At 75.4% G+C, this 19,978-nt stretch carries 20 protein-coding genes and 5 tRNA genes; 11 read left to right on the forward strand and 14 right to left on the reverse strand.

Features of this window, described 5'->3' with window-relative positions; genetic code table 11:
- Nucleotides 1–171: 171 nt before the first annotated feature.
- Nucleotides 172–564 carry a TIGR02611 family protein gene (locus AB0910_RS28870; protein ID WP_366747603.1) on the reverse strand — a complete coding sequence of 131 codons (393 nt, stop codon included), beginning with the start codon at nucleotides 562–564 and terminating at the stop codon, nucleotides 172–174.
- Nucleotides 565–754: 190 nt separating this feature from the next.
- Between AB0910_RS28870 and AB0910_RS28875 the strand changes: the two genes are divergently transcribed.
- Both AB0910_RS28875 and AB0910_RS28880 read left to right on the forward strand, forming a co-directional pair.
- Complete coding sequence (locus AB0910_RS28875; protein WP_003959770.1) at nucleotides 755–1,168, forward strand: SsgA family sporulation/cell division regulator; 414 nt, start codon at nucleotides 755–757, stop codon at nucleotides 1,166–1,168.
- A 185-nt stretch (nucleotides 1,169–1,353) separates the two neighbouring features.
- Nucleotides 1,354–1,923 (forward strand): CGNR zinc finger domain-containing protein, encoded by a 570-nt coding sequence (locus AB0910_RS28880; protein WP_366747604.1) that lies wholly within the window; start codon nucleotides 1,354–1,356, stop codon nucleotides 1,921–1,923.
- A gap of 38 nt (nucleotides 1,924–1,961) precedes the next feature.
- Here AB0910_RS28880 and AB0910_RS28885 read toward each other — a convergent pair whose 3' ends face one another.
- Nucleotides 1,962–2,132, reverse strand: a complete 171-nt coding sequence (locus AB0910_RS28885; RefSeq protein WP_345655899.1) for a hypothetical protein — start codon at nucleotides 2,130–2,132, stop codon at nucleotides 1,962–1,964.
- Nucleotides 2,133–2,307: 175 nt separating this feature from the next.
- On the reverse strand, nucleotides 2,308–2,769 hold the full coding sequence (locus AB0910_RS28890; RefSeq protein ID WP_366747605.1) for a hypothetical protein: 462 nt from the start codon (nucleotides 2,767–2,769) through the stop codon (nucleotides 2,308–2,310).
- Between the two features lie 241 nt (nucleotides 2,770–3,010).
- Between AB0910_RS28890 and AB0910_RS28895 the strand changes: the two genes are divergently transcribed.
- On the forward strand, nucleotides 3,011–3,520 hold the full coding sequence (locus AB0910_RS28895) for a DsbA family protein (protein ID WP_366747606.1): 510 nt from the start codon (nucleotides 3,011–3,013) through the stop codon (nucleotides 3,518–3,520).
- Between the two features lie 27 nt (nucleotides 3,521–3,547).
- Here the strand turns inward: AB0910_RS28895 and AB0910_RS28900 are convergent, their stop codons facing one another.
- Both AB0910_RS28900 and AB0910_RS28905 read right to left on the reverse strand, forming a co-directional pair.
- On the reverse strand, nucleotides 3,548–4,384 hold the full coding sequence (locus tag AB0910_RS28900; protein ID WP_366747607.1) for a GNAT family N-acetyltransferase: 837 nt from the start codon (nucleotides 4,382–4,384) through the stop codon (nucleotides 3,548–3,550).
- A 68-nt stretch (nucleotides 4,385–4,452) separates the two neighbouring features.
- Entirely contained in the window at nucleotides 4,453–5,277 is an 825-nt protein-coding gene (locus AB0910_RS28905) for an aminodeoxychorismate lyase (protein ID WP_366747608.1), read from the reverse strand.
- 230 nt (nucleotides 5,278–5,507) lie between these two features.
- On the opposite strand from AB0910_RS28905, the gene AB0910_RS28910 reads away from it, so the two are divergent.
- The 5 genes from AB0910_RS28910 (at nucleotide 5,508) to AB0910_RS28930 (ending at nucleotide 5,961) form a co-directional block, all read left to right on the forward strand.
- Nucleotides 5,508–5,580, forward strand: a tRNA-Gly gene (locus AB0910_RS28910).
- Nucleotides 5,581–5,619: 39 nt separating this feature from the next.
- Nucleotides 5,620–5,693: transfer RNA gene (locus tag AB0910_RS28915), tRNA-Cys, on the forward strand.
- 1 nt (nucleotide 5,694) lies between these two features.
- A tRNA-Val gene (locus AB0910_RS28920) sits at nucleotides 5,695–5,766 on the forward strand.
- A 22-nt stretch (nucleotides 5,767–5,788) separates the two neighbouring features.
- A tRNA-Val gene (locus tag AB0910_RS28925) sits at nucleotides 5,789–5,860 on the forward strand.
- A 29-nt stretch (nucleotides 5,861–5,889) separates the two neighbouring features.
- A tRNA-Val gene (locus AB0910_RS28930) sits at nucleotides 5,890–5,961 on the forward strand.
- Nucleotides 5,962–6,016: 55 nt separating this feature from the next.
- Here the strand turns inward: AB0910_RS28930 and AB0910_RS28935 are convergent.
- The 3 genes from AB0910_RS28935 to AB0910_RS28945 all read right to left on the reverse strand — a co-directional run bounded on the left by AB0910_RS28935 (nucleotide 6,017) and on the right by AB0910_RS28945 (nucleotide 7,716).
- The gene (locus tag AB0910_RS28935; RefSeq protein WP_366747609.1) at nucleotides 6,017–6,310 is read right to left on the reverse strand and encodes a zf-TFIIB domain-containing protein; all 294 of its coding nucleotides are present in this window, start codon (nucleotides 6,308–6,310) and stop codon (nucleotides 6,017–6,019) included.
- A gap of 80 nt (nucleotides 6,311–6,390) precedes the next feature.
- Nucleotides 6,391–7,308 carry a phosphotransferase gene (locus AB0910_RS28940; protein ID WP_366747610.1) on the reverse strand — a complete coding sequence of 306 codons (918 nt, stop codon included), beginning with the start codon at nucleotides 7,306–7,308 and terminating at the stop codon, nucleotides 6,391–6,393.
- A 204-nt stretch (nucleotides 7,309–7,512) separates the two neighbouring features.
- Nucleotides 7,513–7,716: a hypothetical protein gene (locus AB0910_RS28945; protein ID WP_366747611.1), complete on the reverse strand. Its 204-nt coding sequence runs from the start codon at nucleotides 7,714–7,716 to the stop codon at nucleotides 7,513–7,515.
- Nucleotides 7,717–8,257: 541 nt separating this feature from the next.
- Here AB0910_RS28945 and AB0910_RS28950 point away from each other — a divergent pair.
- A complete protein-coding gene (locus tag AB0910_RS28950; protein WP_366747647.1) occupies nucleotides 8,258–9,514 on the forward strand; it encodes a serine/threonine-protein kinase in 1,257 nt (418 codons plus the stop codon).
- Nucleotides 9,515–9,538: 24 nt separating this feature from the next.
- Here AB0910_RS28950 and AB0910_RS28955 read toward each other — a convergent pair whose 3' ends face one another.
- The 5 genes from AB0910_RS28955 to AB0910_RS28975 form a co-directional block, all read right to left on the reverse strand.
- Complete coding sequence (locus AB0910_RS28955) at nucleotides 9,539–10,351, reverse strand: RNA methyltransferase (RefSeq protein ID WP_366747612.1); 813 nt, start codon at nucleotides 10,349–10,351, stop codon at nucleotides 9,539–9,541.
- 3 nt (nucleotides 10,352–10,354) lie between these two features.
- Entirely contained in the window at nucleotides 10,355–11,647 is a 1,293-nt protein-coding gene (gene cobA, locus AB0910_RS28960) for a uroporphyrinogen-III C-methyltransferase (RefSeq protein WP_366747613.1), read from the reverse strand.
- A gap of 365 nt (nucleotides 11,648–12,012) precedes the next feature.
- On the reverse strand, nucleotides 12,013–15,708 hold the full coding sequence (gene cobT / locus AB0910_RS28965; protein ID WP_366747614.1) for a nicotinate-nucleotide--dimethylbenzimidazole phosphoribosyltransferase: 3,696 nt from the start codon (nucleotides 15,706–15,708) through the stop codon (nucleotides 12,013–12,015).
- 369 nt (nucleotides 15,709–16,077) lie between these two features.
- Nucleotides 16,078–17,313, reverse strand: coding sequence for a precorrin-6y C5,15-methyltransferase (decarboxylating) subunit CbiE (gene cbiE / locus AB0910_RS28970; protein WP_366747615.1), 1,236 nt, complete (start codon nucleotides 17,311–17,313; stop codon nucleotides 16,078–16,080).
- Between the two features lie 359 nt (nucleotides 17,314–17,672).
- On the reverse strand, nucleotides 17,673–18,311 hold the full coding sequence (locus AB0910_RS28975; RefSeq protein WP_366747616.1) for a GNAT family N-acetyltransferase: 639 nt from the start codon (nucleotides 18,309–18,311) through the stop codon (nucleotides 17,673–17,675).
- Between the two features lie 142 nt (nucleotides 18,312–18,453).
- Between AB0910_RS28975 and AB0910_RS28980 the strand changes: the two genes are divergently transcribed.
- Together AB0910_RS28980 and AB0910_RS28985 are read left to right on the forward strand one after the other, a co-directional pair.
- Nucleotides 18,454–18,813: a hypothetical protein gene (locus AB0910_RS28980; protein ID WP_366747617.1), complete on the forward strand. Its 360-nt coding sequence runs from the start codon at nucleotides 18,454–18,456 to the stop codon at nucleotides 18,811–18,813.
- A gap of 177 nt (nucleotides 18,814–18,990) precedes the next feature.
- Nucleotides 18,991–19,341, forward strand: coding sequence for a hypothetical protein (locus AB0910_RS28985; RefSeq protein ID WP_366747649.1), 351 nt, complete (start codon nucleotides 18,991–18,993; stop codon nucleotides 19,339–19,341).
- A gap of 115 nt (nucleotides 19,342–19,456) precedes the next feature.
- Here the strand turns inward: AB0910_RS28985 and AB0910_RS28990 are convergent, their stop codons facing one another.
- Nucleotides 19,457–19,951, reverse strand: a complete 495-nt coding sequence (locus AB0910_RS28990) for a GNAT family N-acetyltransferase (RefSeq protein ID WP_366747618.1) — start codon at nucleotides 19,949–19,951, stop codon at nucleotides 19,457–19,459.
- Between the last annotated feature and the right edge of the window lie 27 nt (nucleotides 19,952–19,978).

Genomic DNA, 19,978 nt, shown 5'->3' on the forward strand with positions numbered 1-19,978 from the left:
GACCGCCTGCGACCCCAGACTCAACCGCAGCCAATCCCTCGACCTGGCCTTCCTCGTCGCCGAGATGTACCGCGACCAGTAACGCCACCACACGGCCAGGACCGGCCCCGGGAGAGCGCCCCCAGGGCAGGCGGACGCGCGAGCAGCCGGGCGGCCCCGGTCCGCCACGCGTCACCCGCCGATCGACCAGGGCATGACGGCGCCGAAGTGCGCCACGTACAGCGCGACCAGCGCACCGACGACCAGGACGCCCGCGACGCCGAGGACGGTGTTGCGGCGTCTGACCCTCGGGTCGGCGGCCCGGTGTGCCGCCTCGGTGACCGTGCGTTTCGTCCAGCGCAGCACGCGCTGCGCCCAGACGAACTCGGTCGCCCACAGCGCCATGCCGCCGAAGATGACCAGCCAGCCGGGGCCGGGCAGGGGCAGCAGGATCACACCGCCGACGACGACGGCGAGGCCCACCGCGAACACACCGATCCGCCAGCTCAGATGCAGCGGGCGCGACGCCTTGACGAAGCCGGGCGCGCGGGACCCGAGTCCGTTTTCGTCACGCTCCGCGTCCATGGGCTCCAACGTACCGGACACCTCTCCTTCACCGGAATGGCCCAATGAGACAAAACACACCAGGGCCGTACGAGTGACCTCAAGCAGCACAAAAAGGTCAGAGGGGTTTACAACGGCACCGTAGGTGGCATGTCGATTTCGCCGACGTGCGAATCCCCGAGCGCACACTGAGCGAAAGGCCCTGGCGCTTATGAACACCACGGTCAGCTGCGAGCTGCACTTGCGCCTCGTTGTGTCGAGCGAGTCCTCACTGCCTGTACCGGCGGGCCTGCGGTACGACACGGCCGATCCCTACGCCGTGCACGCCACCTTCCACACCGGAGCCGAAGAGACGGTCGAATGGGTCTTCGCCCGCGACCTGCTCGCCGAGGGGCTGCACCGGCCCACCGGCACCGGCGACGTCCGTGTCTGGCCTTCCCGCAGCCACGGTCAGGGCGTCGTCTGCATCGCTCTGAGCTCCCCGGAGGGCGAGGCCCTGCTCGAAGCCCCGGCGCGGGCGCTGGAATCCTTCCTGAAGCGCACGGATGCCGCGGTCCCGCCCGGCACCGAGCACCGCCACTTCGACCTCGATACGGAGCTCTCACACATCCTGGCCGAGAGCTGAGCCAGGGCGGGAGCCGCGCGACGCCGTCCTACTCGGGGGGACGGCGCCGCGTGCGGGAGCAGACAGCGAGCCGGACCGGCGTCGCCGCCGCGGAAGCCACCGTGGCGGCGGCGCCGCCGTGTTCCGGCCCGCGCACAGCCGCCGCGGCCCCCGCCGACGGGGACGGCGGCGACTAGAGTCAACCCGTGCAGATCCCCCATGACACCCGGATCGCCCTCGACGCCGTCGTCGACCTGGTGAACACGGCGCCGGACAGCATGCCGGGCGGCCCTCCCGCCGACGGCCTCGCCGACGTCGGCGCGCTGGCCGCCTTCGCACACGACCACGCCATCAGCGACGTCACGGACCTCGGGCCAGGGGATCTGCCGGCCGTGCACGCGGTGCGCGCGCGGTTCGCCGAGGTGTTCGCCGCGCCCGAAGCGGCCACCGCGGCGAAGCTGATCAACGAGCTGGTCGCCGCCGCAGGCACCACGCCGAGGCTCACCGACCACGACGGCTACGACTGGCACGTGCACTACTTCGCGCCGGGCGCCTCCCTCGCCGACCACCTCACAGCCGACTGCGGGATGGCGCTGGCCTTCATCGTCGTCGCGGGCGAGCACGAGCGGCTGCGCCGCTGCGAGGCGCCGGACTGCGGGCGGGCCTTCGTCGACCTCTCCCGCAACCGCTCGCGCCGCTACTGCGACAGCCGCACGTGCGGGAACCGGCTGCACGTCGCCGCGTACCGGGCCCGCCGCAAGGAGGCTGCGGGCTGAGGGGAGCGACCGGCGCGACGGGTCCCCGGGGCGGGCGCTCACAGGACCAGGAGGTCGTGGAGGGCCGCGGCGAGGAGGAGCGAGCCGACCACGGCCAGGAAGATCATCAGGGGCGGCTGGGACAGTGCGAAGAGACAGCCGCGCTGTTCTTCGGAGGGAACGTACTGTTCCGGCGGTGCGGGGGACTGATCCCCGGAGGTATCGAGCATCTCGGACAGATCATGACGCAGTCCGACGAGTGCTCCCGACCAACAGACCCCCTGCGGCCAGGACTTCACCTGAAATCGTCGGGGCGCGCCCGTTATCTGAGCAACCTTGATCATCGCGTGACGGATGCGGGCGCGGAGTGCGCCCCCGCTCCCCGCCCACCTGGGCGGGGACCGGTCAGATGCCGTGCTTCTTGAGGATCGCCTCGATGTCGCTGAAGTCCTCGGACTGCTCGCGCGACGCCCCCTGCGGACGGGTCGCGGCGGCGGCCGTGCGCGCGGCCGGGGCCGCCCCCGCGCCGAGGGACGGCGCCGAGGCGTCAGGGGCGACCGCCTCGCGCCCCGCGGCCCGCGCGGCCTCCCTGCGCTGCTTGCGCGTCGTGCCGCGGCGCCGGTCGACGGCCCGTGTGACGAGGAACAGCACCACCGCGATCGCGAGGACCCCGAACCCGGCCCAGGCCGTCGGGCTGAACGCCGTGTGCGCCACCCACTTGACCACACCGGTCATCGCGAGGCCGATCGGCACCAGGGCGTACGCGGCGGTCTTGGCGGCGGTGAGGAACCGCTTGCGGTACGCCGTGACCGCGGCGATCCCCAGCCCCGCGGCCGACACCGCGGCGCAAATGGTCTCGGCAATCATCCGGTCCTCCTGGCGCTCTGCCGTACGCGGGCGACGGGCCCGGGCCGCGCATCGCGCACACCCGGGCTCGAACTCCCTTTCCCGTCCTTCCTTCCCATCCTGCACCCGGGGCACCCGTCGGGGCCACGGCCCGGGGGCCGGTCTCAGGGGAAAGTCGGGGGCGCAGTCGTCCCCAGGTCCCGGTTGGGCGGTCGTGAGGTCCCGGTTGGGCGGCCGCGCGCCCTCCTGGGAGACTGCTGCCATGAACGACTCCCCGACCGCGCCCCGCGTCCTGCTCGACGTGTGGTGCGAGCTCCAGTGCCCCGACTGCTTCCGCGCCCTCGGCGACCTCGACGCCCTGCGCGGGACGTACGGGGACCGCGTCGAGCTGCGGCTGCGGCACTTCCCGCTGGAGAAGCACGCCCACTCCTTCGCCGCGGCGCAGGCGGCGGAGGAGGCGGCCGTGCAGGGCAGCGGCTGGGCGTACGCGGCCGCCGTGCTCGCGCGCACGGACGAGCTCGCCGCGCGCGGCGAGGAGCTGCTGGTCGAGGTGGCGCGGGAGCTGGGCCTCGACGCGGACGAGATGGACACCGCGCTGATCGACGGGCGGCACATCCTCACCGTCGACGCGGACCACGCAGAGGGCAAGGCGATCGGGGTGCGCGGCACCCCCACGTACGAGATCGGCGGGGTCCTGCTGGACGCGAGCAAGAGCCAGGACGGTGTGCGGGAGCGCGTCGAGGAGATCGCGGACCGGCTGCTCGCGGGCTGAGCCGCGCCGCGGGGGGCGCGACGGCCCTCAGAGCAGCGGTTTGACGAAGTGGCGCTCGGTGGCGCGGTAGCCGAGCGCGTCGTAGAGCCGCACCGCCGGCGTGTTGTCCGTGAAGACGTGCAGGCCGAGCCGGGCGGCGCCCCAGTCGGCCGCGACCCGCTCGGCCACCCCCATCAGCGCCCGGCCGTGGCCCCGCCCCCGGTGCTCCTCTTCGACCGCGACCTCGTAGACGTACGCGCCGGGCAGTCCCGCGACCTCCTGCCGGGCGACCCAGACCCGGCCGGCCACGATCCCCCGGGCGAGCAGCACCCGGAAGGCGGTGCCAGGGGTGCGCAGGCCGTCGGGGAGGTTCTGCCGCCGGCTCACGGCGGCCCGCAGGCGCGCCTGCTCCTCCGTCATGCCGCGGTCGGCCCAGCCGGCCGCGAAGCGGGCGTAGGCGCCGGCCGACCACTGCTCGAACTCCCCTGCCGTCATGGCCCGTTCGCTGACGCCTGGCGGCAGTTCCGGGGCCTCGCCCGCCGTCTCCTTCACCATCGTCACGCTGCGCTCCGCGTACCCCAGCACGCGCAGCAGCCCGACCGCGGACTCCGCCGCAGCCGGGGCGGAGGCGAGCACCTGGCGGCAGCCCCAGCCCCTGAGAACCTCCTCGGCGGCGAGCGCGGCGACCGTGCCGCGGCCCCTGCCCCGGTCGGGCTCCTCGATGCTCAGCGTCCTGACCACGCCTGCGGTGGGGCCGAAGGCGGGGTCGGTGCCGAGTTCGACGGCGCCGACCGGCCGGCTGTTGACGCACACCCGGTAGGCGCGGGTCCTGACGCCGTCCGGGGTCTCCTGGAGCGGCCCGGTCGGCCGCAGGGTCGTGGTCATCGCTGCTGTTCTACCCGTACGCAGGGCCGCGCGTCATCCCGCCGCCGCGCGGCCGCGGCGCCGGCGGCTCAGGCGGGGTCGGGGTCGGCGGCCGAGCGCTCCTGGAAGATCTGCAGCGCCTTGGCCGTGACGGGGCCGGGCGCCTGAGCCAGGTCCCGGCCGTCCACCCGGTGCACTCCCTGCACGTCGCGCAGGCTTGAGGTGAGGAAGACCTCGTCGGCGCGGTCGAGCACGTCCATCGGGAGGTCGGTCTCGCGGGCGCCTGTCCACTCCACGACGAGCGCACGGGTGATGCCGGCGAGGCAGCCGGAGGCGAGCGGCGGGGTGTGCAGCTCGCCGTCCACGACCACGAAGACGTTGGAGCCTGTGCCCTCGCACAGCTGCCCCACGGTGTTGGCGAACAGCGCCTCGGACGCGTCCCGCTCGTGCGCCCGCGCGAGGGCGACGACGTTCTCGCCGTACGAGGTGGTCTTGAGGCCGGAGAGCGCGCCGCGCTCGTTGCGCACCCACGGCACCGTGATCGCGGCGGTCGACGGGGGCGCGGGGTGGGCGTCGCCCAGCGCGACGACGAGCGTGGGGCCGTCGGCGCCGCGGTCGGAGCCGAGCGGCGAGAGCCCGCCGGTGTAGGTCACGCGCAGCCGGCCAAGCGGCATCGGCGAGGCGTCGAGCACGGCGGCGCACGCGGCGCGCACCTCGTCGAGGTCGGGCTCCGGCAGCCCGAGGCCCCGCGCGGAGCGCGCCAGCCGTTCCAGGTGCCTGGTGAGCGCGAAGGGCCTGCCGTGCACCGCCTTCAGCGTCTCGAACACACCGTCGCCCACGGTCAGTCCGTGGTCGAAGACCGACACCCGCGCCTCGTCGGCCGTGCGCAGCGCGCCGTTCACCCAGATCTTCATGGAGCCGTCCTCCCACTCGCCTCGTACGCCCCGACGCTACCGCGAGCGGGCGGCCGTACCCGGCCGGGAGCGGCCCAGCCGGGCGGCCGCAGGGGACCCGGTGGGTGCCGGTCCGCGGCCTCGCCGGGGTACCGGCGCAGCACGCTGCGTAAACGCGTTTTTGTGCTGGCCCTGGAATCCGCTAGAGTTCACTGCGTCGCCCGGCACGCAAAACGGACCGGAAACGACAGGCGGACGTGGCTCAGTTGGTAGAGCATCACCTTGCCAAGGTGAGGGTCGCGAGTTCGAATCTCGTCGTCCGCTCGATGTGGGGGTGGGGAGTGATCACCCCCGCGCACTCCGGGTGGAGTGGCCGAGAGGCGAGGCAACGGCCTGCAAAGCCGTCTACACGGGTTCAAATCCCGTCTCCACCTCCAAGGACGATTAGCTCAGCGGGAGAGCGCTTCCCTGACACGGAAGAGGTCACTGGTTCAATCCCAGTATCGTCCACTCGGATCCGCAAGGATTCCCCGCGCGATTAGCTCAGCGGGAGAGCGCTTCCCTGACACGGAAGAGGTCACTGGTTCAATCCCAGTATCGCGCACGCAGCAGCAGCCACCCCGGTGGTGACCTGCGCGATTAGCTCAGCGGGAGAGCGCTTCCCTGACACGGAAGAGGTCACTGGTTCAATCCCAGTATCGCGCACAGCGGGAAGCCCCGGCGGATTCGTCCGCCGGGGCTTCCCTCGTGCCGGGGCCGGTCAGGTCGAGAACAGCATGTGCGCGAAGCTCTGGTGACGGTGGTGGCCGTGGCCCCCGTAGTGGCCGCCGCCGTGGCCCCCGTAGGGGGCTCCCCAGGCCGGTCCGGGCGCCGCCGGGTAGGGCGCGGCGGGCGGCGGGGGCGGCGCCGGCTGGGCCCACTGGGACTCGATGCGGGTCAGGGCCTCCAGCTCGCCGAAGTCGAGGAAGATCCCCCGGCAGCCGCTGCACTGCTCGATCTGGACGCCGTTGCGGTTGTACGTGTGCATCTCCGCGTGGCACTTGGGGCACTTCATCCAGGTCAGCTCCTCGGCAGGGTGAACGGTCCGTTGCCTCTGTGACGACGCGGGAGCGGCCGACACGGTTGCGTGCGGCCTCAGTTGGCGGGTGAGAGGGCGGCGATCCGCTCGCAGGCCGCGACCACGAGCCGCTCCGCCTCGTCGACGGGGCGCCCCTGCTCCGCCCCCTTCGCCAGGGCGAGGGCTGCGGTCTGCACGGTGAGCGCGCGGGCCGGCCCTTCGAGCCGGGGCCAGGGGTCGCCTGCCGCGGGGAGCGCGGGGCCGCCGGCCGCGCGGTAGGCGCCGAGGAAGCGGGTCCAGGCCTCGGGCGGCAGCAGCCCCGCCGCGTACCAGGCGGCGGGCCGCGCGAGGTCCCAGGCGGGGTCGCCGGCGCCCGCGTCGTCGATGTCGATCAGCAGCCACCTGCCGTCGCCGGGGCCGCGGACGAGCTGCCCGAGGTGCAGGTCGCCGTGGCAGAGCGCGACGGGGCCGCGCGCCGCGTACGGGGCCGGGGCGGCGTGGGCGCGCTCCACGGCGCGGGCCGCCGGGTGTACGGGGGCCGCGGCGCGCATCCGCGCGACGGCCGCGGCCACCTTGAGGGGCGCGCGCACCGGCGGCAGCGGCCCGGGGAGCGCTTCGAGGGGTACGGAGTGCAGCCGGGCGAGCAGCCGTGCCGCCTCCTCCCAGGGTGCGGCGTCCGGGTCCGCGGGGTCGACGGGGACGCCGTAGGGCCAGGCCGTGACGAGGCGGCCGCGCACCTCGGGCGCGGGACCCAGCGGCGGGAGCAGGATGCCGGCGAGGCGCGGGTGGGCGGCGAGGGCGAGCCTGGCGCGGTGGGCGGCCGGGTCGGTGTCCTCGGCGTGCGCCTTCACGACGGCCGCGCCGTGGCGTACGACGGCGGCGTCGGGGCGGTCGGCGAGCACGCCGGCGTGGCCGCAGGCACGGCAGGCGCCCTCGCGGTGCGCGGCGTCGCGTGCCGCGCGGTGCAGCGCGGGCAGCAGCCCCTCGCGCGTCATGGGCCTGTCCTCCCCCGGGTGGCGTGCGGACCCGGCGGCGCCGGTGTGCCGTGAGCGTACGCGGTGCGCGGCCCGCAAAAACGCGCCGGCCGGTCAGCTCCCCAGCTGACCGGCCGTACGCTGCCGTCCGCCGCACCCCCGTCCCCACGGGGCTGTTGGCCGGATGTCCCCGGCCCGGACCGCTCTCCCGGGCCTGGGGCGCGGTCAGCGCCCCAGCATCACGCCCACGGACGACGCCTGTTCGACCACTGCGCTCCAGCCGCCGAAGACGACGACGAGCAGGGCCGCGAGGGGGAGGACGATGGCGGCGGCCACCAGGGGGTGGCGGGTGCCCGACGGCCGCACGCCGAGCGCCGCGAACGCCTTGCGCTGCGCGCTGAGCGTGCTCCGTGCGGCCGTGTCCGCCATCGTCCCTCTCCCGTCGAAGGTTGCAGCGGCGGGCACCTGGCCTCGGGGGACGAGTGCTGTACCCACCGCTTGCCCCCAACAGTAGGGAGGCGGCGGCCCCCGGGTCGTCATGCCCGCGTACCGCTTGCGCGGCCTCCCAGGGGATGACCCGCCGCGCGGGGACGTACTCCCCTGGGTGGAGTCGCGCGGCGGCCGTCTCGGGGTCCTTCTGCGGGGCGCGCGTCACGCGTGACTTCGCTCACCCCGCGCCCCGCGGTGAGTGGGCGCGTACCGGCTTTGTGACGGCGGGCGGGCGCACCCCGGCGCGGTGGACGGCACGGTCCGCGCCCGCCCCCCGGGACGGGGGCCAATCCCCCTGGTGGGGAAGGATCTTGGGGCGGCGCCCGGCCCAAGGCGCCCGGTGCGGCGGTCCTGGTGACTTCCGCTCACCCGGCGGGTGCCGCACTGACGCTCGATCCGGACGCCAGGGCGCGGCCTGTGCGCGCGCCGGGGCGCGGATACGTAAGCTGTGCCACGTCAGACGGACGACCGGGCAGCGGGGATGGACATGGCGATGATGCGGCTCCGGCGCGAGGACCCGCGAGTCGTCGGCTCCTTCCGGCTCCACCGGCGGCTGGGCGCCGGCGGCATGGGCGTCGTCTACCTGGGGTCGGACCGGCGGGGGCAGCGCGTCGCGCTGAAGGTGATCAGACCTGACCTGGCGGAGGACCAGGAGTTCAGATCCCGCTTCGCGCGCGAGGTGTCCGCGGCGCGGCGCATCCGCGGCGGCTGCACGGCCCGCCTGGTCGCCGCCGACCTGGAGGCGGAGCGGCCGTGGTTCGCCACCCAGTACGTGCCGGGCCCCTCGCTGCACGACAAGGTCGCCGAGGAGGGCCCACTGGCCGCCTCCGACGTGGCGGCGGTCGGCGCGGCGCTCTCCGAGGGCCTGGTCGCCGTGCACGAGGCGGGGGTCGTGCACCGGGACCTCAAGCCGTCGAACATCCTGCTGTCGCCCAAGGGCCCCCGCATCATCGACTTCGGGATCGCCTGGGCGACCGGTGCGAGCACGCTGACCCATGTCGGCACGGCCGTGGGCTCCCCCGGCTTCCTCGCGCCGGAGCAGGTGCGCGGCGCCGCCGTCACGCCCGCCACGGACGTGTTCGCGCTCGGCGCCACGCTGGCGTACGCAGCAACGGCCGACTCCCCCTTCGGGCACGGGAGTTCCGAGGTCATGCTCTACCGGGTGGTGCACGAGCAGCCGCAGCTGCGCGGGGTGCCCGACACACTGGCACCGCTGCTGCGGGCCTGCCTGGCGAAGGATCCGGGCGACCGGCCGAGCACGCTCCAGCTGTCGATGCGGCTGAAGGAGATCGCAGCCCGCGAGGCGCAGGGCCTGGCGGAGGCGCGGCCCCCGACCCAGCGGGACCGGGCGCCGCAGGACGTGCCGACGGGCCGGATGCCCGAGCGGGAGCGCGAGCGCCGGGCAGGGGAGCGCCCGACCGAGCACTACACGGAGCGTTCGATGCGGCGGGCCGCGTCCGCCGCGGACCACGCGGACCACACGGAGCGCTCAGGGCAGGGGGCTTCGCGTACGACCGGGGCGGGGCGCACCGCGCAGAAGCGCCGGGCCGCCGGCGCCCGTACGGGCGGGACGCGGCCGCCGGGGCAGCGCAGCGGTACCGGGAGCCGGTCCGGTACCCGGGGCGGCACGCCTGCGCGCAGGCCCGCGAACCCGCGGCTGCTGCGGCAGCGGCTCATCGTCTTCGTCATCGTGACGCTGCTGGTGGCGCTGGGGATCTGGCTGGCGCAGCAGTTCTGACCGTTCGCCGCGCGCGGGCGTTGGTCAGAGTGTGCGGGGCCTGGTGGCGTAGAAGGCGACCGCCGAGGCGGCGGCCACGTTGAGGGAGTCGACGCCCGCGTCCATGGGGATGCGCACGTGCACGTCGGCCGCCGCGAGGGTGGCGGGCGCGAGGCCCGCTCCCTCCGTGCCGAAGACCAGCGCGAGCTTCTCGTCGCCGCGCGCGGCGAGCGCGTCGAGGGTCACGGCCCGGTCGCTCAGGCACAGCGCGGCCACGGTGAAGCCGGCGGCCCGCAACTCCTCCAGGTCGCCGGGCCAGTGGGCCGCCCTCGTCCACGGCACCTGCAGGACCGCCCCCATGGAGACCTTCACCGCCCTGCGGTAGAACGGGTCGGCGCAGCGGGGCGTGAGCAGCACGGCGTCGATGCCGAGGGCCGCGGCGTTGCGGAAGGCCGCGCCGATGTTGGCGTGGTCCACGATGTCCTCGAACACCGCCACGCGCCGTGCCCCCGCCAGGAGTTCACCGGCGGCGGGCAGCGGCCTGCGGGCCATGGCGGCCAGCGCACCGCGGTGCACGTGGTAGCCGGTGACGCGCTCGGCGACCGCGGGGTCCACGAGGTAGACGGGCGCGGTGGCTTCTTCGACGACGTCGGCGAGCGGCCCGAGCCACTTGGGTGAGAGCAGCATCGAGCGCATGGCGTAACCGGCCCGTACGGCACGGCGGATGACCTTCTCGCCCTCGGCGATGAACAGGCCTTCCGCGGGTTCGCGGCGGCGGCGCAGCTCGACGTCGGTGAGGTCCGTGTAGTCGCCCAGGCGCGGGTCTGCGGGGTCGTCGACGGGGAGGGGCCGGGTCATGTCTCAGCCGTTCCCGAGGGCGACGACGTCGCCGATCACGATCACGGCGGGCGGCCGTACGGCCTCCGCCCTGGCCCGCTCCCCCACCGTCGCGAGGGTGGCGTCCACGCGGCGCTGCGCCGCGGTGGTGCCCTCCTGGACGAGCGCGACCGGCGTCGCCGGGTCCTTGCCGTGGGAGACGAGGGCGGCGGCGATCGCGCCGATCTTCTCGACGCCCATCAGCACGACGAGCGTGCCGGTGAGCCGGGCGAGCGCGGCCCAGTCCACCAGGGAGCGCGGGTCCTCGGGGGCGACATGGCCGCTGACGACGGTGAACTCGTGGGCCACGCCCCGGTGGGTGACGGGGATGCCCGCGGCGCCCGGCACGCTGATCGTGGAGGAGATCCCCGGCACGACCGTGCAGGGGATGCCCGCCTCGGCGAGCGCGTGCACCTCCTCCATGCCGCGGCCGAAGACGAACGGGTCGCCGCCCTTGAGGCGTACGACGTTCCTGCCCGCCTTGGCGTGCTCGACGAGCGCCGCGTTGATGGCCTCCTGCGCCATGGCACGGCCGTAGGGGATCTTCGCCGCGTCGATGACCTCGACGTGCGGCGGGAGTTCGGCGAGCAGGTCGCGCGGGCCGAGCCGGTCGGCGACGACGACGTCGGCCGCGGCGAGCAGGCGGCGGCCGCGCACCGTGATGAGGTCGGGGTCGCCGGGGCCGCCGCCGACGAGGGCGACGGGCGCGGGCCCCGTGCGGGGGGTACGCGCGCGGGCCGGCGCGAGGGTGCCCTCCCTGAGCCCCTCGACGACGGCGTCCCGCACGGCGGCGGAGCGGCGCGGGTCGCGGTGGCGCGCGTCGTGTCCCGCGAGCACGGCCACGGTGATGCCGTCCTCCTGGCCGGTGGCGGGCGTCCAGGCGGTGGCCTCCTGGGCGTCGTCGCTGCGCACGCACCAGACGCGGGCGCGCTCCGCCTCCGCGGACGCGGCGGCGTTGGCGGCCGGGTCGCTGGTGGCGACCAGCGCGTACCAGGCGTTTGCGAGGTCGCCTTCGGCGTACCTGCGGCGCTCCCAGCGCAGTTCGCCCGCGGCCGCCATCGCCTCGACGGAGGGCGTCGCGGACGGCGAGACCAGCACGATGTCGGCGCCCGCGCCGATCAGCGCGGGCAGCCTGCGCTGGGCGACCTGGCCGGCGCCGAGCACCACCACCCTGCGGCCGGAGAGCCGCAGCCCCACCGGGTAGGCGGGGTGCCGGCCGTCGCGCGGGCCTGCGGGCCCTGTCGGCGGCGTTCGGGGGGCGTCGTCGGGCTCGGCCATCGTGCGTGCAGCTCCTCGGGCGGGTTCGTCTGGCGGCCGCTGCGCCGGTGGAGCGGCTGGTGGGACGGATGGTGCGACCACTTTACGTGGCGCCCGGGCAGGGGTACCGGGCGCAGGCGCCTGCGGGGGCGCGGGGGCGGGCGCTCTGCGCCTGGGGCGGGGGCGTGGGCCCGGCGCGGGGCCTGCCCGCCGGGGCGCGCGGGGCCCACCGGGGGTCGGGACCCGCCGAGACCCGGGCAGCGGGCGACGGCCTTGCCGCGTGCCGTCCGTCGGGCGAAGTCGCCCCATGCGGCCCGGCGGGCGGGGCTGCCGCGCGCGGCCCTGTGGTGTGTCGGGCCGCGCGCGGTGGTCGTTCGCCGGTGTGGTTACTTCTCGGTGACGCCCGCCGAGTCGAACGTCGCCACCTCGTGCATCGCGCGGGCCGCGCTCTGCACCAGCGGCAGGGCGAGCAGCGCGCCCGTGCCCTCGCCGAGGCGGAGGTCCAGGTCGACCAGCGGGCGCAGGCCCAGCTTGGTGAGGGCCGCGACATGGCCGGGCTCGGCGCTGCGGTGGCCCGCGATGCACGCGGCGAGCGACTCGGGGGCGATCGCGCGGGCCACCAGGGCGGCCGCGCCCGCGCTGACGCCGTCGAGGATCACCGGTGTACGCAGCGACGCGCCGCCCAGCAGGAAGCCGACGAGCGCGGCGTGTTCGAGGCCGCCGACCGCGGCGAGGACGCCGATCGGGTCGGCCGGGTCCGGCCTGTGCAGGTCGAGCGCCCTGCGGACCACGTCGACCTTGCGGCTGTGCGTCTCGTCGTTGATGCCGGTGCCGCGGCCGGTGACCTCGGCCGGGTCCATGCCGGTGAACACCGAGATCAGCGCGGCGGACACCGTCGTGTTGGCGATCCCCATCTCGCCGGTCAGGAGGGCCTTGTTGCCCGCCGTGACCAGGTCGCGCGCGGTCTCGATGCCGGCCTCGATCGCCGCGACGGCCTCCTCGCGTGTCATCGCGGGCCCGGTGGTGAAGTCCGCGGTGCCGGGCCGTACCTTGCGCGGCAACAGGCCGGAGGTGGCCGGCAGTTCGGAGGCGACACCGACGTCCACGACGCAGATCTCGGCGCCCACCTGCCCGGCGAACGCGTTGCACACCGCGCCGCCGCCGAGGAAGTTCGCCACCATCTGGCCGGTGACCTCCTGCGGCCAGGGCGTGACGCCCTGCGCGTGCACCCCGTGGTCCCCGGCGAAGACCGCGAGGGCCGCCGGCTCGGGGATCGGCGGCGGGCTCATCCGGGACAACCCGCTGAGCTGCGCCGAGATGATCTCCAGCACGCCGAGCGCGCCGGCCGGCTTGGTCATGCGCTTCTGGCGCTCCCACGCCTCGCCGAGCGCCTTCGCGTCGAGCGGGCGGATGCCGGCCACGGTCTCCTGGAGCAGGTCGTGGGGCTCGGCGCCCGGCAGGATGCGCCTGCCGTACGTCTCCTCGTGCACGACCCAGGCCAGCGGGCGCCGCTTGGACCAGCCCGCCTGCATCAGCTCGGGGTCCTCGGGGAACGTGTCGACGTACCCGACGCAGAGGTACGCGACGACCTCCAGGTGCTCGGGCAGGCCGAGCGCGCGGACCATCTCGCGCTCGTCGAAGAAGCTGACCCAGCCGACGCCGAGGCCCTCGGCCCGGGCGGCGAGCCAGAGGTTCTCCACGGCGAGGGCCGAGGAGTAGGGCGCCATCTGCGGCTGGGTGTGCCGCCCCAGTGTGTGGCGGCCGCCGCGGGTGGGGTCTGCGGTCACCACGATGTTCACCGGGGTGTCGAGAATCGCCTCGATCTTCAGTTCCTTGAACTGTTTCGCGCGGCCCTTCGGCAGCGACTCGGCGTACGCGTCACGCTGCCGCTGAGCCAGTTCGTGCATGGCGCGCCGGGTCTCCTCCGAGCGGATGACCACGAAGTCCCAGGGCTGCGAGTGCCCGACGCTCGGCGCGGTGTGCGCGGCCTCAAGGACGCGCAGCAGCACGTCCTGGGGGACGGGGTCGGAGCGGAAGCCGTTGCGGATGTCGCGGCGCTCCCGCATCACCCGCAGTACGGTGTCCCGCTCGGCGTCGTCGTAGCCGGAGGGCGCGGGGCCGGGGTCGGCCCCGGGCTCTGCGGGACCGGGCTCCGCCGTGGCCTCCGGGACGGGGGCCTCGGCCGCTGCCGCACCGGCGGGCGCCGGCTCCGTGCCGGGGTCGGCCGCGCCGCCGCCGGGGTTCCCTGCGGCGTCGCCCGCGTCGGTGACGAGGACGGGGGGCGGCGCGTCGGCGGCCGGCTCGTCCGCCACGGGGGCCGCGGGGGCGCCGGGCGCCTCGGCGGGCTCCGCGTCCTGCGGCACGTCGGCGGGGGCGTCCGCCTCGGGCTCCTTGGCAGGCTCCGCAGGCTCGGCGGCGGGGACCTCGGGGGCGTCTTCGGTCGCCATGGAGGCCACCGCCCCGGGGGCGGCCTCGGGCGCCACCGCGTCCACCGCCTCGGGGGCAGCCTCGGGCCCCCCAACAGCCGCCGCCTCAGGGGCAGCCTCGGCCGTCGCGGCGTCCTCGGTCACCGCGGCGTCGACGGCCTCAGGTGTTTCCTCGGCCGGGACGGAATCCTGGGGGGCCTGCTCCTCGACGGTCTGCGCCATCTCCTGCTGCTCGTCCTCGCTCTGCGCGTCCGCGGCCCGGCCCTGCGGGCCGGCCTCCTGCTCAGGCACCGGCTCAGCGGCGGAGACCTGAGGCTCGGGCGTCTGCGGCTCAACCGCCTGGATCTCCGCCGCGCCCGCGTCCTGGGGCTGGGGGGCCTGCGGCGGCTGGGGCACCCACGGGACCCCGCCCTGCGGCGCCCCTGCCGTGCCGGGCGCTGCGGCACCGGATTCCGCGGCGGGCGCGTCGTGGGCGACGTCGAAGTACTCGGGCCCTGTGGTGGGCGGCCCGGGCGTCTGCGAACGCACCGGGTAGACGGGTGCCTTGCGGGCGGCGGGCCCGCGATCGGCGAGCGAGCGCACGACACCGCTCGGCGGGTCGGAGACCGGTGGCCCGAGGCGCAGCGGTCTGCGCGGGGCCGCCTGCGCGGGGGCGGCCGCGGCCTGACCGCCGAGCGAACCGTCGGCGGGCGCCGCTGGCGCGGGGATACGACCGACCGTGCCGGGGCCTTCGGGGGCGGCGGGTGCCTGCGGGTCCACGCCGGGCTCCCCCGGGGCCTCCTGCACAGCGGCGCCGTCCACGTCACCGCCCGAGCCCTGGCCGACCTGGCCGCCGGGTTCCTGGCCGGGGCTCTCCCGACCGTCCAGCACGGGCCCTCCGGCTTCCTGGCCGTCGAACTGCCGGCCGTCGAGCGACTGGCCCGGAGCCTGCGGGCCGTCGGGGTCCTGCCCCTCGAAGCCCTCGAACGACTCGCCCGCGACCTGCCGGCCGTCGAGGCTCTGGCCGTCGGCCGGCCGGCCCGGATCCGCCTGGCCGTTGTACGCCTGCCCCGGGACCGCCTGGCCGTTGAGAGCGAGGTCCTCGGCCTGCGTGCCGTCGCCGTGGCCCGGGGTCTCGTCGGCGAGAAGGGCGTCAGGCGTCGCGGGAGGCTGCTGTGGGGCGGCGAAGCCCCGGCCGTCTGAGCTGTGGGTCGGCTCCTGCGGGGGCGGGGGTGTGACCTGCGCAGCGCCGTACGGCACACCGTGCGCGGGGGTGTGCTGCTGCGGTGGCGCGTACTGCGCCTGCGGGGCCGCGTGCACCGGGGTCTGCGCCGCCGGCTCCGTCACCGGTGCCGGCTGATCTATGGGCGGCGTGTGCGTGCCCTGCGGGTCCTGGACCGCGGCGGGGACCGCGTACTGCCCCGGGCCGTGGTGGCCGCCGTGCGGCTGCTGCTGGTCCACCGGGGGTGCGTGGTACGCGTGTTCCTGCGACGGCACGGGCTGCGGGTCGCTCCAGGCGCCCTGCGCGCTCGGCATCAGGAGGAGGTCGTCGTCGTCCTGGGGGGCGTCTGAGGGGTCGAGGTAGGTGTACTCGCCGGCGGCCTGGCCGCCCTGCTGCTCCACCATGCCCGCGTTCCCCGGCCGCCCCTCGCCCGGGATCCCGCCGGTGTCCGTCATGCGTACCCCTCGCCCATCGGTTCTGCTCCTTACAGCCCTTCGCCGGGGTCGCGCGGGGCCCTTGGCCCCGGCCGCCCGTCCATAACAACGAGCGTGGGCGCCGCGCGGCACGAGGGGCCGCCGTCCTGGCGTGTCCCCACGCGGTCCCGCGGGCCGCGTGAAGCGTCTCCCCCGACCACCGGCCGCGGACCGCGCGCCGTTGCGCGTCCCCCGGTCACGCCGTACCGCCGAGGGGTGGGAAACGGCCTGGTGACTGAAAGACTCTCCCGGATTTCCCCGGATTTCCCCGGACATCGACCACCGGATACACGGGTGGCCGACTGCGGTACAACGATCGGCCAGCCTACCCCGCGCCCCCGACCCGCGGGTTCAGGGGGCGCTTTCCCGCCGCCGTCCCGCGACCAGGAAGACGACCGCGCGCTCGCGCTCCGACCAGTCGTCCGTGTCCATCTCGACGGACTGCAGCAGGGTGCACTCCACGGCGTATCCGCCCGCGGCGAGCGCAGCGGAGACGGCCTCCGCCTCGTCGCGCGTCGCCGCGTGGGTGACGATCCGTTCGGGCCTGCGGTCGGCGCACGCGGTGACGGTGTCGAGGCCGCCGCCGCCGATCCGTACGACGTCGGGCTCCGGCAGGTTTTCGAGTACGTGGGGGGCGCGGCCCTGCACGACCTGGAGCTGCACGCCCGCGCGCCGGGCGGCCGCCGCGGTGGCCGCGCAGGCGCCCTCCTCCCCGTCCACCGCGATGACGGCGGCGCCGAACCGCGCGGCCTCCGCCGCGACGGCGCCGCTGCCTGAGCCGATGTCCCAGATCAGGTCGCCCGTGCGGGGGCCGATGCGGGCGAGTTGGGCCGCGCGCAGCCAGGTCGACTCGCCCTCGTCGAGGGTCACGCCGTACTCCTCGGTGGGCAGTGCCCAGCCGCGTCCTGTGGCGCCCGCGGGGCGCACGGGCTCGCCGAGCAGCCAGCCGGCCGGCGCCGAAGCGGATATCGCGGCGCCGGGTGTGGCGCCGCCGATGACGATCACCACATTGGGGTCGCGCCACACGTGGTCGGCGGCCTTGTCCGAGGTGAGGACGCTCACCTGCTCGCGGTCCGTGCCGAGTTCCTCGCAGATGACGAAGGTGCGGTGGACGCCTTCGAGGAGCAGGGCGAGCTCGACGGGGCCCGCGCCCGGCGAGGTGAGGACGGCGACCTTGGTGTGGGCGCGGCAGACGTTCACCGCGCGGCGCAGGGTGCGGCGGTGCGCCACGACGACCTGGGCGTCGTCCCAGGCCATCCCGGCCCGTGCGAAGGCCGCGGCGACGGACGACACGGCGGGCACGACCTCGACCTCCAGGCCGTGTTCCGGGGCCCTGAGGGTGCGTACGACGCCGAAGAACCCGGGGTCGCCGTCGGCGAGTACGACGGCGCTGCCGCGGTGGCCCGCGATGCGGCGGGCTGCGAGGTCGATGCTGCCGAGGCGGATGTGCTCGGCGTCGCCGGGCACTTCGGGCAGCGCGAGGTGGTGCGCGGACCCGGCCACCAGGGTGGCGGCGAGGAGCGCGGATCGGGCCGCGGGGGTCAGCGGTGAGCCGTCCCAGCCGATCACCGTGACGCGGTCGGCCATCGTCGTTCGTCTCCCGGAGTCGTCGCGTGCGGGATGGGATGCAAGCAGAAAAAAAAGGGGGGCAGAAGGGGCTGCGGGGGCGCTCGCGGCGTGGCGCGGGGCACGGTGAGAGTATCGGGCCCCGGATCGGCGCGGCAGCCGGGTGGGGGTTCGGGCGCGAGCCGCGCGGGGCGCCGACGCGCCCCCGCGTGCGGGCGGTTGGCCGGGGCGCGCGCCGGTGCCCGCCCTCGGCGGGACCTGGCGGGCGGCCGCGTCCCGGCACCGCCAGGCGCGCATGGGCACCCCGTCGGGCCTGACATCACCTCGCGCGCCCGGGCGGCCCGGGCGGTCCCAGCGGGCACCGGGCGGCCCGCCCCGGCTCAGCGCCAGTCGGTGTAGGTGGCGTAGCCGCCCGCGTCGGCGAGCTGCTCGCCGACGCCTTCCAGGTCCTCGGGGAGGAGGCTCCACACGATCAGGTCAGTGCGGATGTCCGTCCAGCCGCCGTCCTCGGTCCTCGTACGCGCTATCCAGGCGTTGCGCAGGACGCCCTCGCTGATGCACCCCATCTTCTGGGCGACCTGCTGTGCGGCGGTGTTGTCGGCGGCGGTGCGCAGTTCGAGCCGTTCGAACTTCTGGTCGCGAAAGAGCCACTGGGCGACGGCGAGCATCGACTCCGTGGCGTATCCCTCGCCGCGGGCCCAGGGCGCGGTGGCGTACTCGCCGCGCACGGCGAGGATGCGCCAGTCCGTGTCCTGCAGCCGCACGGTGCCGACGAGGCGCTGGGTGAGGAACTCGGTGACGGCGAAGACGATGCCGCGGCCCTCCCTGCGGACGGCGGGCGCGGCCCTGCCGACCCAGCGGGCCGCGTCGGCCGTCGTGAAGGGCAGCGGGGCGGACGTCCACGCGGTGACCATCTCGTCGTTCATCATCTCGGTGTACGCAGGGACGTCCGCGGACTCGAACGGGCGCAGCACGAGCCGCTCCGTGCTGATGGAAACGTCCGGAAAGGTGGTAGTCATCCGCAGCTCCATGCCTGGTTCCGTCGAGCGGTGCGTCCGGTCCGCCGTAAAGGCACAGCATGCAGCATCCGGCGGCCCCCGTGCAGAGGGGGTGGTCGGGGCCGGGCGCGGGCGGGCGCCCGGCCCGTACTACGCTCGGCCAATGCTTGTCGCCCTGACGATCGCGGTCACCGCGGCCGCGCTCGTGCTCGCCGCCTGGTGCGGGTTCGCCGCCTACCGGGACCAGCCCACGAAGGACTGGCACTTCATCGGCATGGCCGTGGTGTCGGTGCTCGCGCTGGTGCAGCTGGTGGTGGGGATCGTGGAGGTGGCGCGCGGCCGGCAGGCCCACGACGGGTCGGTGATCTTCTTCTCGTACCTGGTGGGCGCGGTGCTCGCGGTGCCGGTCGCGGGGTTCATGTCGCTGACGGAGCGCAGCCGGTGGGGCTCGGTGGTGGTCGCGGCGGGCGGCGTCGTGCTCGCCGTGCTCGAAGTGCGGCTCCACGCGATCTGGGGAGGGTGAGGCACGGTGGACGAGAGGGACGGATCGAACGTGACGGCACAGACGGCGGGCCCCGCGGAGCCGGTCGCAGGGGGCCCGGGTGACGAGCCGGCGGGCGCGGCCGGTGCGGACGGCGGGCGCAAGCGGACCAAGCTGGTGACGGGTCCCGGCGTGCTGCTGGTGTGGCTGTACGGGGTGATGACGGTCGGCGCCGCCTCGCGGTCGGTGTACCAGATCGCCACCGAGTACCACCGGGCGCCGCTGGCGTACGCGCTCTCCGCGGTCGCCGCGGTCGTCTACGTCTTCATCACGTACACCCTGGTGCGCGGCGGGGAGACGGCCCGCAAGGTGGCGCTGGTGTGCTGCGCCCTCGAACTGGTCGGGGTGCTGACCGTCGGCACGTGGACCCTGCTCGACTCGTCGGCGTTCCCCGACGCGACGGTCTGGTCGTACTACGGGGCCGGCTACATCCTCATCCCGGTGGCGCTGCCCGTCACGGGCATCCTGTGGCTGCGCAGGTCGCGCGCTGCGGCACCGGCCGGTTCCTGAGCCGGGTTCCGGGGCTCTCCCGGGGATTTCCGGGCTTCCGCGGCCTGACGGCCTACGGGCCGCCCCGGTGCGTACTCGCCCCTGGCGTCCGCGCCCGGGACGCCAGGGGCCCTCGTCAGGCGCTCGCCACGAACGTACCGGCCGCCTCCTTCTCCAGCGTGACCAGGTCGAGCCTGGTGTCCCCCGAGACGACCGGCGCGTAGCCGCGGCTGCGGTACAGGCGGGTGTCGCCGTCCTTGCGGCCGCCGGCGGAGAGCTGGAAGCGGCGCGCCGCAGGGTCCTGCGCGAAGTGTGTCTCGATGGCGTCGAGCAGCCGCCCGCCGAGGCCGTGGTGCCGCATCCGCGGATGCACCATGAGCTTGCCGATGGTGGCGGTGCCCGACGCGTCGATCCTGCCGCGGACCGAGGCGACGACCTCGTCGCCGAGGCGCGCGACGAGGCAGTGGCCGCCGTCGAGGTCGGCCCTGAGCTCGTCGAGGGTCTGGGTCAGCGGCTCGATGGTGTAGTCGCCGTGGCGCTCCGCCTCTCCCTGGTAGCACAGGTACTGGAGTTTGAGGATGTTCTCCGCGTCCTGCGCCCGTGCCGCTGAGATGGTCACGCTCATGCCCATGTGTGCATGCCTCCCGCTCACTTGGTT

The sequence above is a fragment of the Streptomyces sp. NPDC047002 genome (assembly GCF_040704505.1).
GTDB lineage: Bacteria > Actinomycetota > Actinomycetes > Streptomycetales > Streptomycetaceae > Streptomyces.

Bases quoted from the DNA above. Each gene is read 5' to 3' on its own strand.
- AB0910_RS28940 (WP_366747610.1), bottom strand. From the start codon at position 7,308: ATGACGCGCGAGGGGCTGCTGCCCGCGCTGCACCGCGCGGCACGCGAC.
- AB0910_RS28870 (WP_366747603.1), bottom strand. From the start codon at position 564: ATGGACGCGGAGCGTGACGAAAACGGACTCGGGTCCCGCGCGCCCGGC.
- AB0910_RS28950 (WP_366747647.1), top strand. From the start codon at position 8,258: ATGGACATGGCGATGATGCGGCTCCGGCGCGAGGACCCGCGAGTCGTC.
- AB0910_RS28945 (WP_366747611.1), bottom strand. From the start codon at position 7,716: ATGGCGGACACGGCCGCACGGAGCACGCTCAGCGCGCAGCGCAAGGCG.
- cbiE (WP_366747615.1), bottom strand. From the start codon at position 17,313: ATGGCCGACCGCGTCACGGTGATCGGCTGGGACGGCTCACCGCTGACC.
- AB0910_RS28890 (WP_366747605.1), bottom strand. From the start codon at position 2,769: ATGATTGCCGAGACCATTTGCGCCGCGGTGTCGGCCGCGGGGCTGGGG.
- AB0910_RS28975 (WP_366747616.1), bottom strand. From the start codon at position 18,311: ATGACTACCACCTTTCCGGACGTTTCCATCAGCACGGAGCGGCTCGTG.
- AB0910_RS28935 (WP_366747609.1), bottom strand. From the start codon at position 6,310: ATGAAGTGCCCCAAGTGCCACGCGGAGATGCACACGTACAACCGCAAC.
- AB0910_RS28875 (WP_003959770.1), top strand. From the start codon at position 755: ATGAACACCACGGTCAGCTGCGAGCTGCACTTGCGCCTCGTTGTGTCG.
- AB0910_RS28990 (WP_366747618.1), bottom strand. From the start codon at position 19,951: ATGGGCATGAGCGTGACCATCTCAGCGGCACGGGCGCAGGACGCGGAG.
- AB0910_RS28900 (WP_366747607.1), bottom strand. From the start codon at position 4,384: ATGACCACGACCCTGCGGCCGACCGGGCCGCTCCAGGAGACCCCGGAC.
- AB0910_RS28955 (WP_366747612.1), bottom strand. From the start codon at position 10,351: ATGACCCGGCCCCTCCCCGTCGACGACCCCGCAGACCCGCGCCTGGGC.
- cobT (WP_366747614.1), bottom strand. From the start codon at position 15,708: ATGACGGACACCGGCGGGATCCCGGGCGAGGGGCGGCCGGGGAACGCG.
- AB0910_RS28885 (WP_345655899.1), bottom strand. From the start codon at position 2,132: ATGCTCGATACCTCCGGGGATCAGTCCCCCGCACCGCCGGAACAGTAC.
- cobA (WP_366747613.1), bottom strand. From the start codon at position 11,647: ATGGCCGAGCCCGACGACGCCCCCCGAACGCCGCCGACAGGGCCCGCA.
- AB0910_RS28985 (WP_366747649.1), top strand. From the start codon at position 18,991: ATGACGGTCGGCGCCGCCTCGCGGTCGGTGTACCAGATCGCCACCGAG.
- AB0910_RS28895 (WP_366747606.1), top strand. From the start codon at position 3,011: ATGAACGACTCCCCGACCGCGCCCCGCGTCCTGCTCGACGTGTGGTGC.
- AB0910_RS28980 (WP_366747617.1), top strand. From the start codon at position 18,454: ATGCTTGTCGCCCTGACGATCGCGGTCACCGCGGCCGCGCTCGTGCTC.
- AB0910_RS28905 (WP_366747608.1), bottom strand. From the start codon at position 5,277: ATGAAGATCTGGGTGAACGGCGCGCTGCGCACGGCCGACGAGGCGCGG.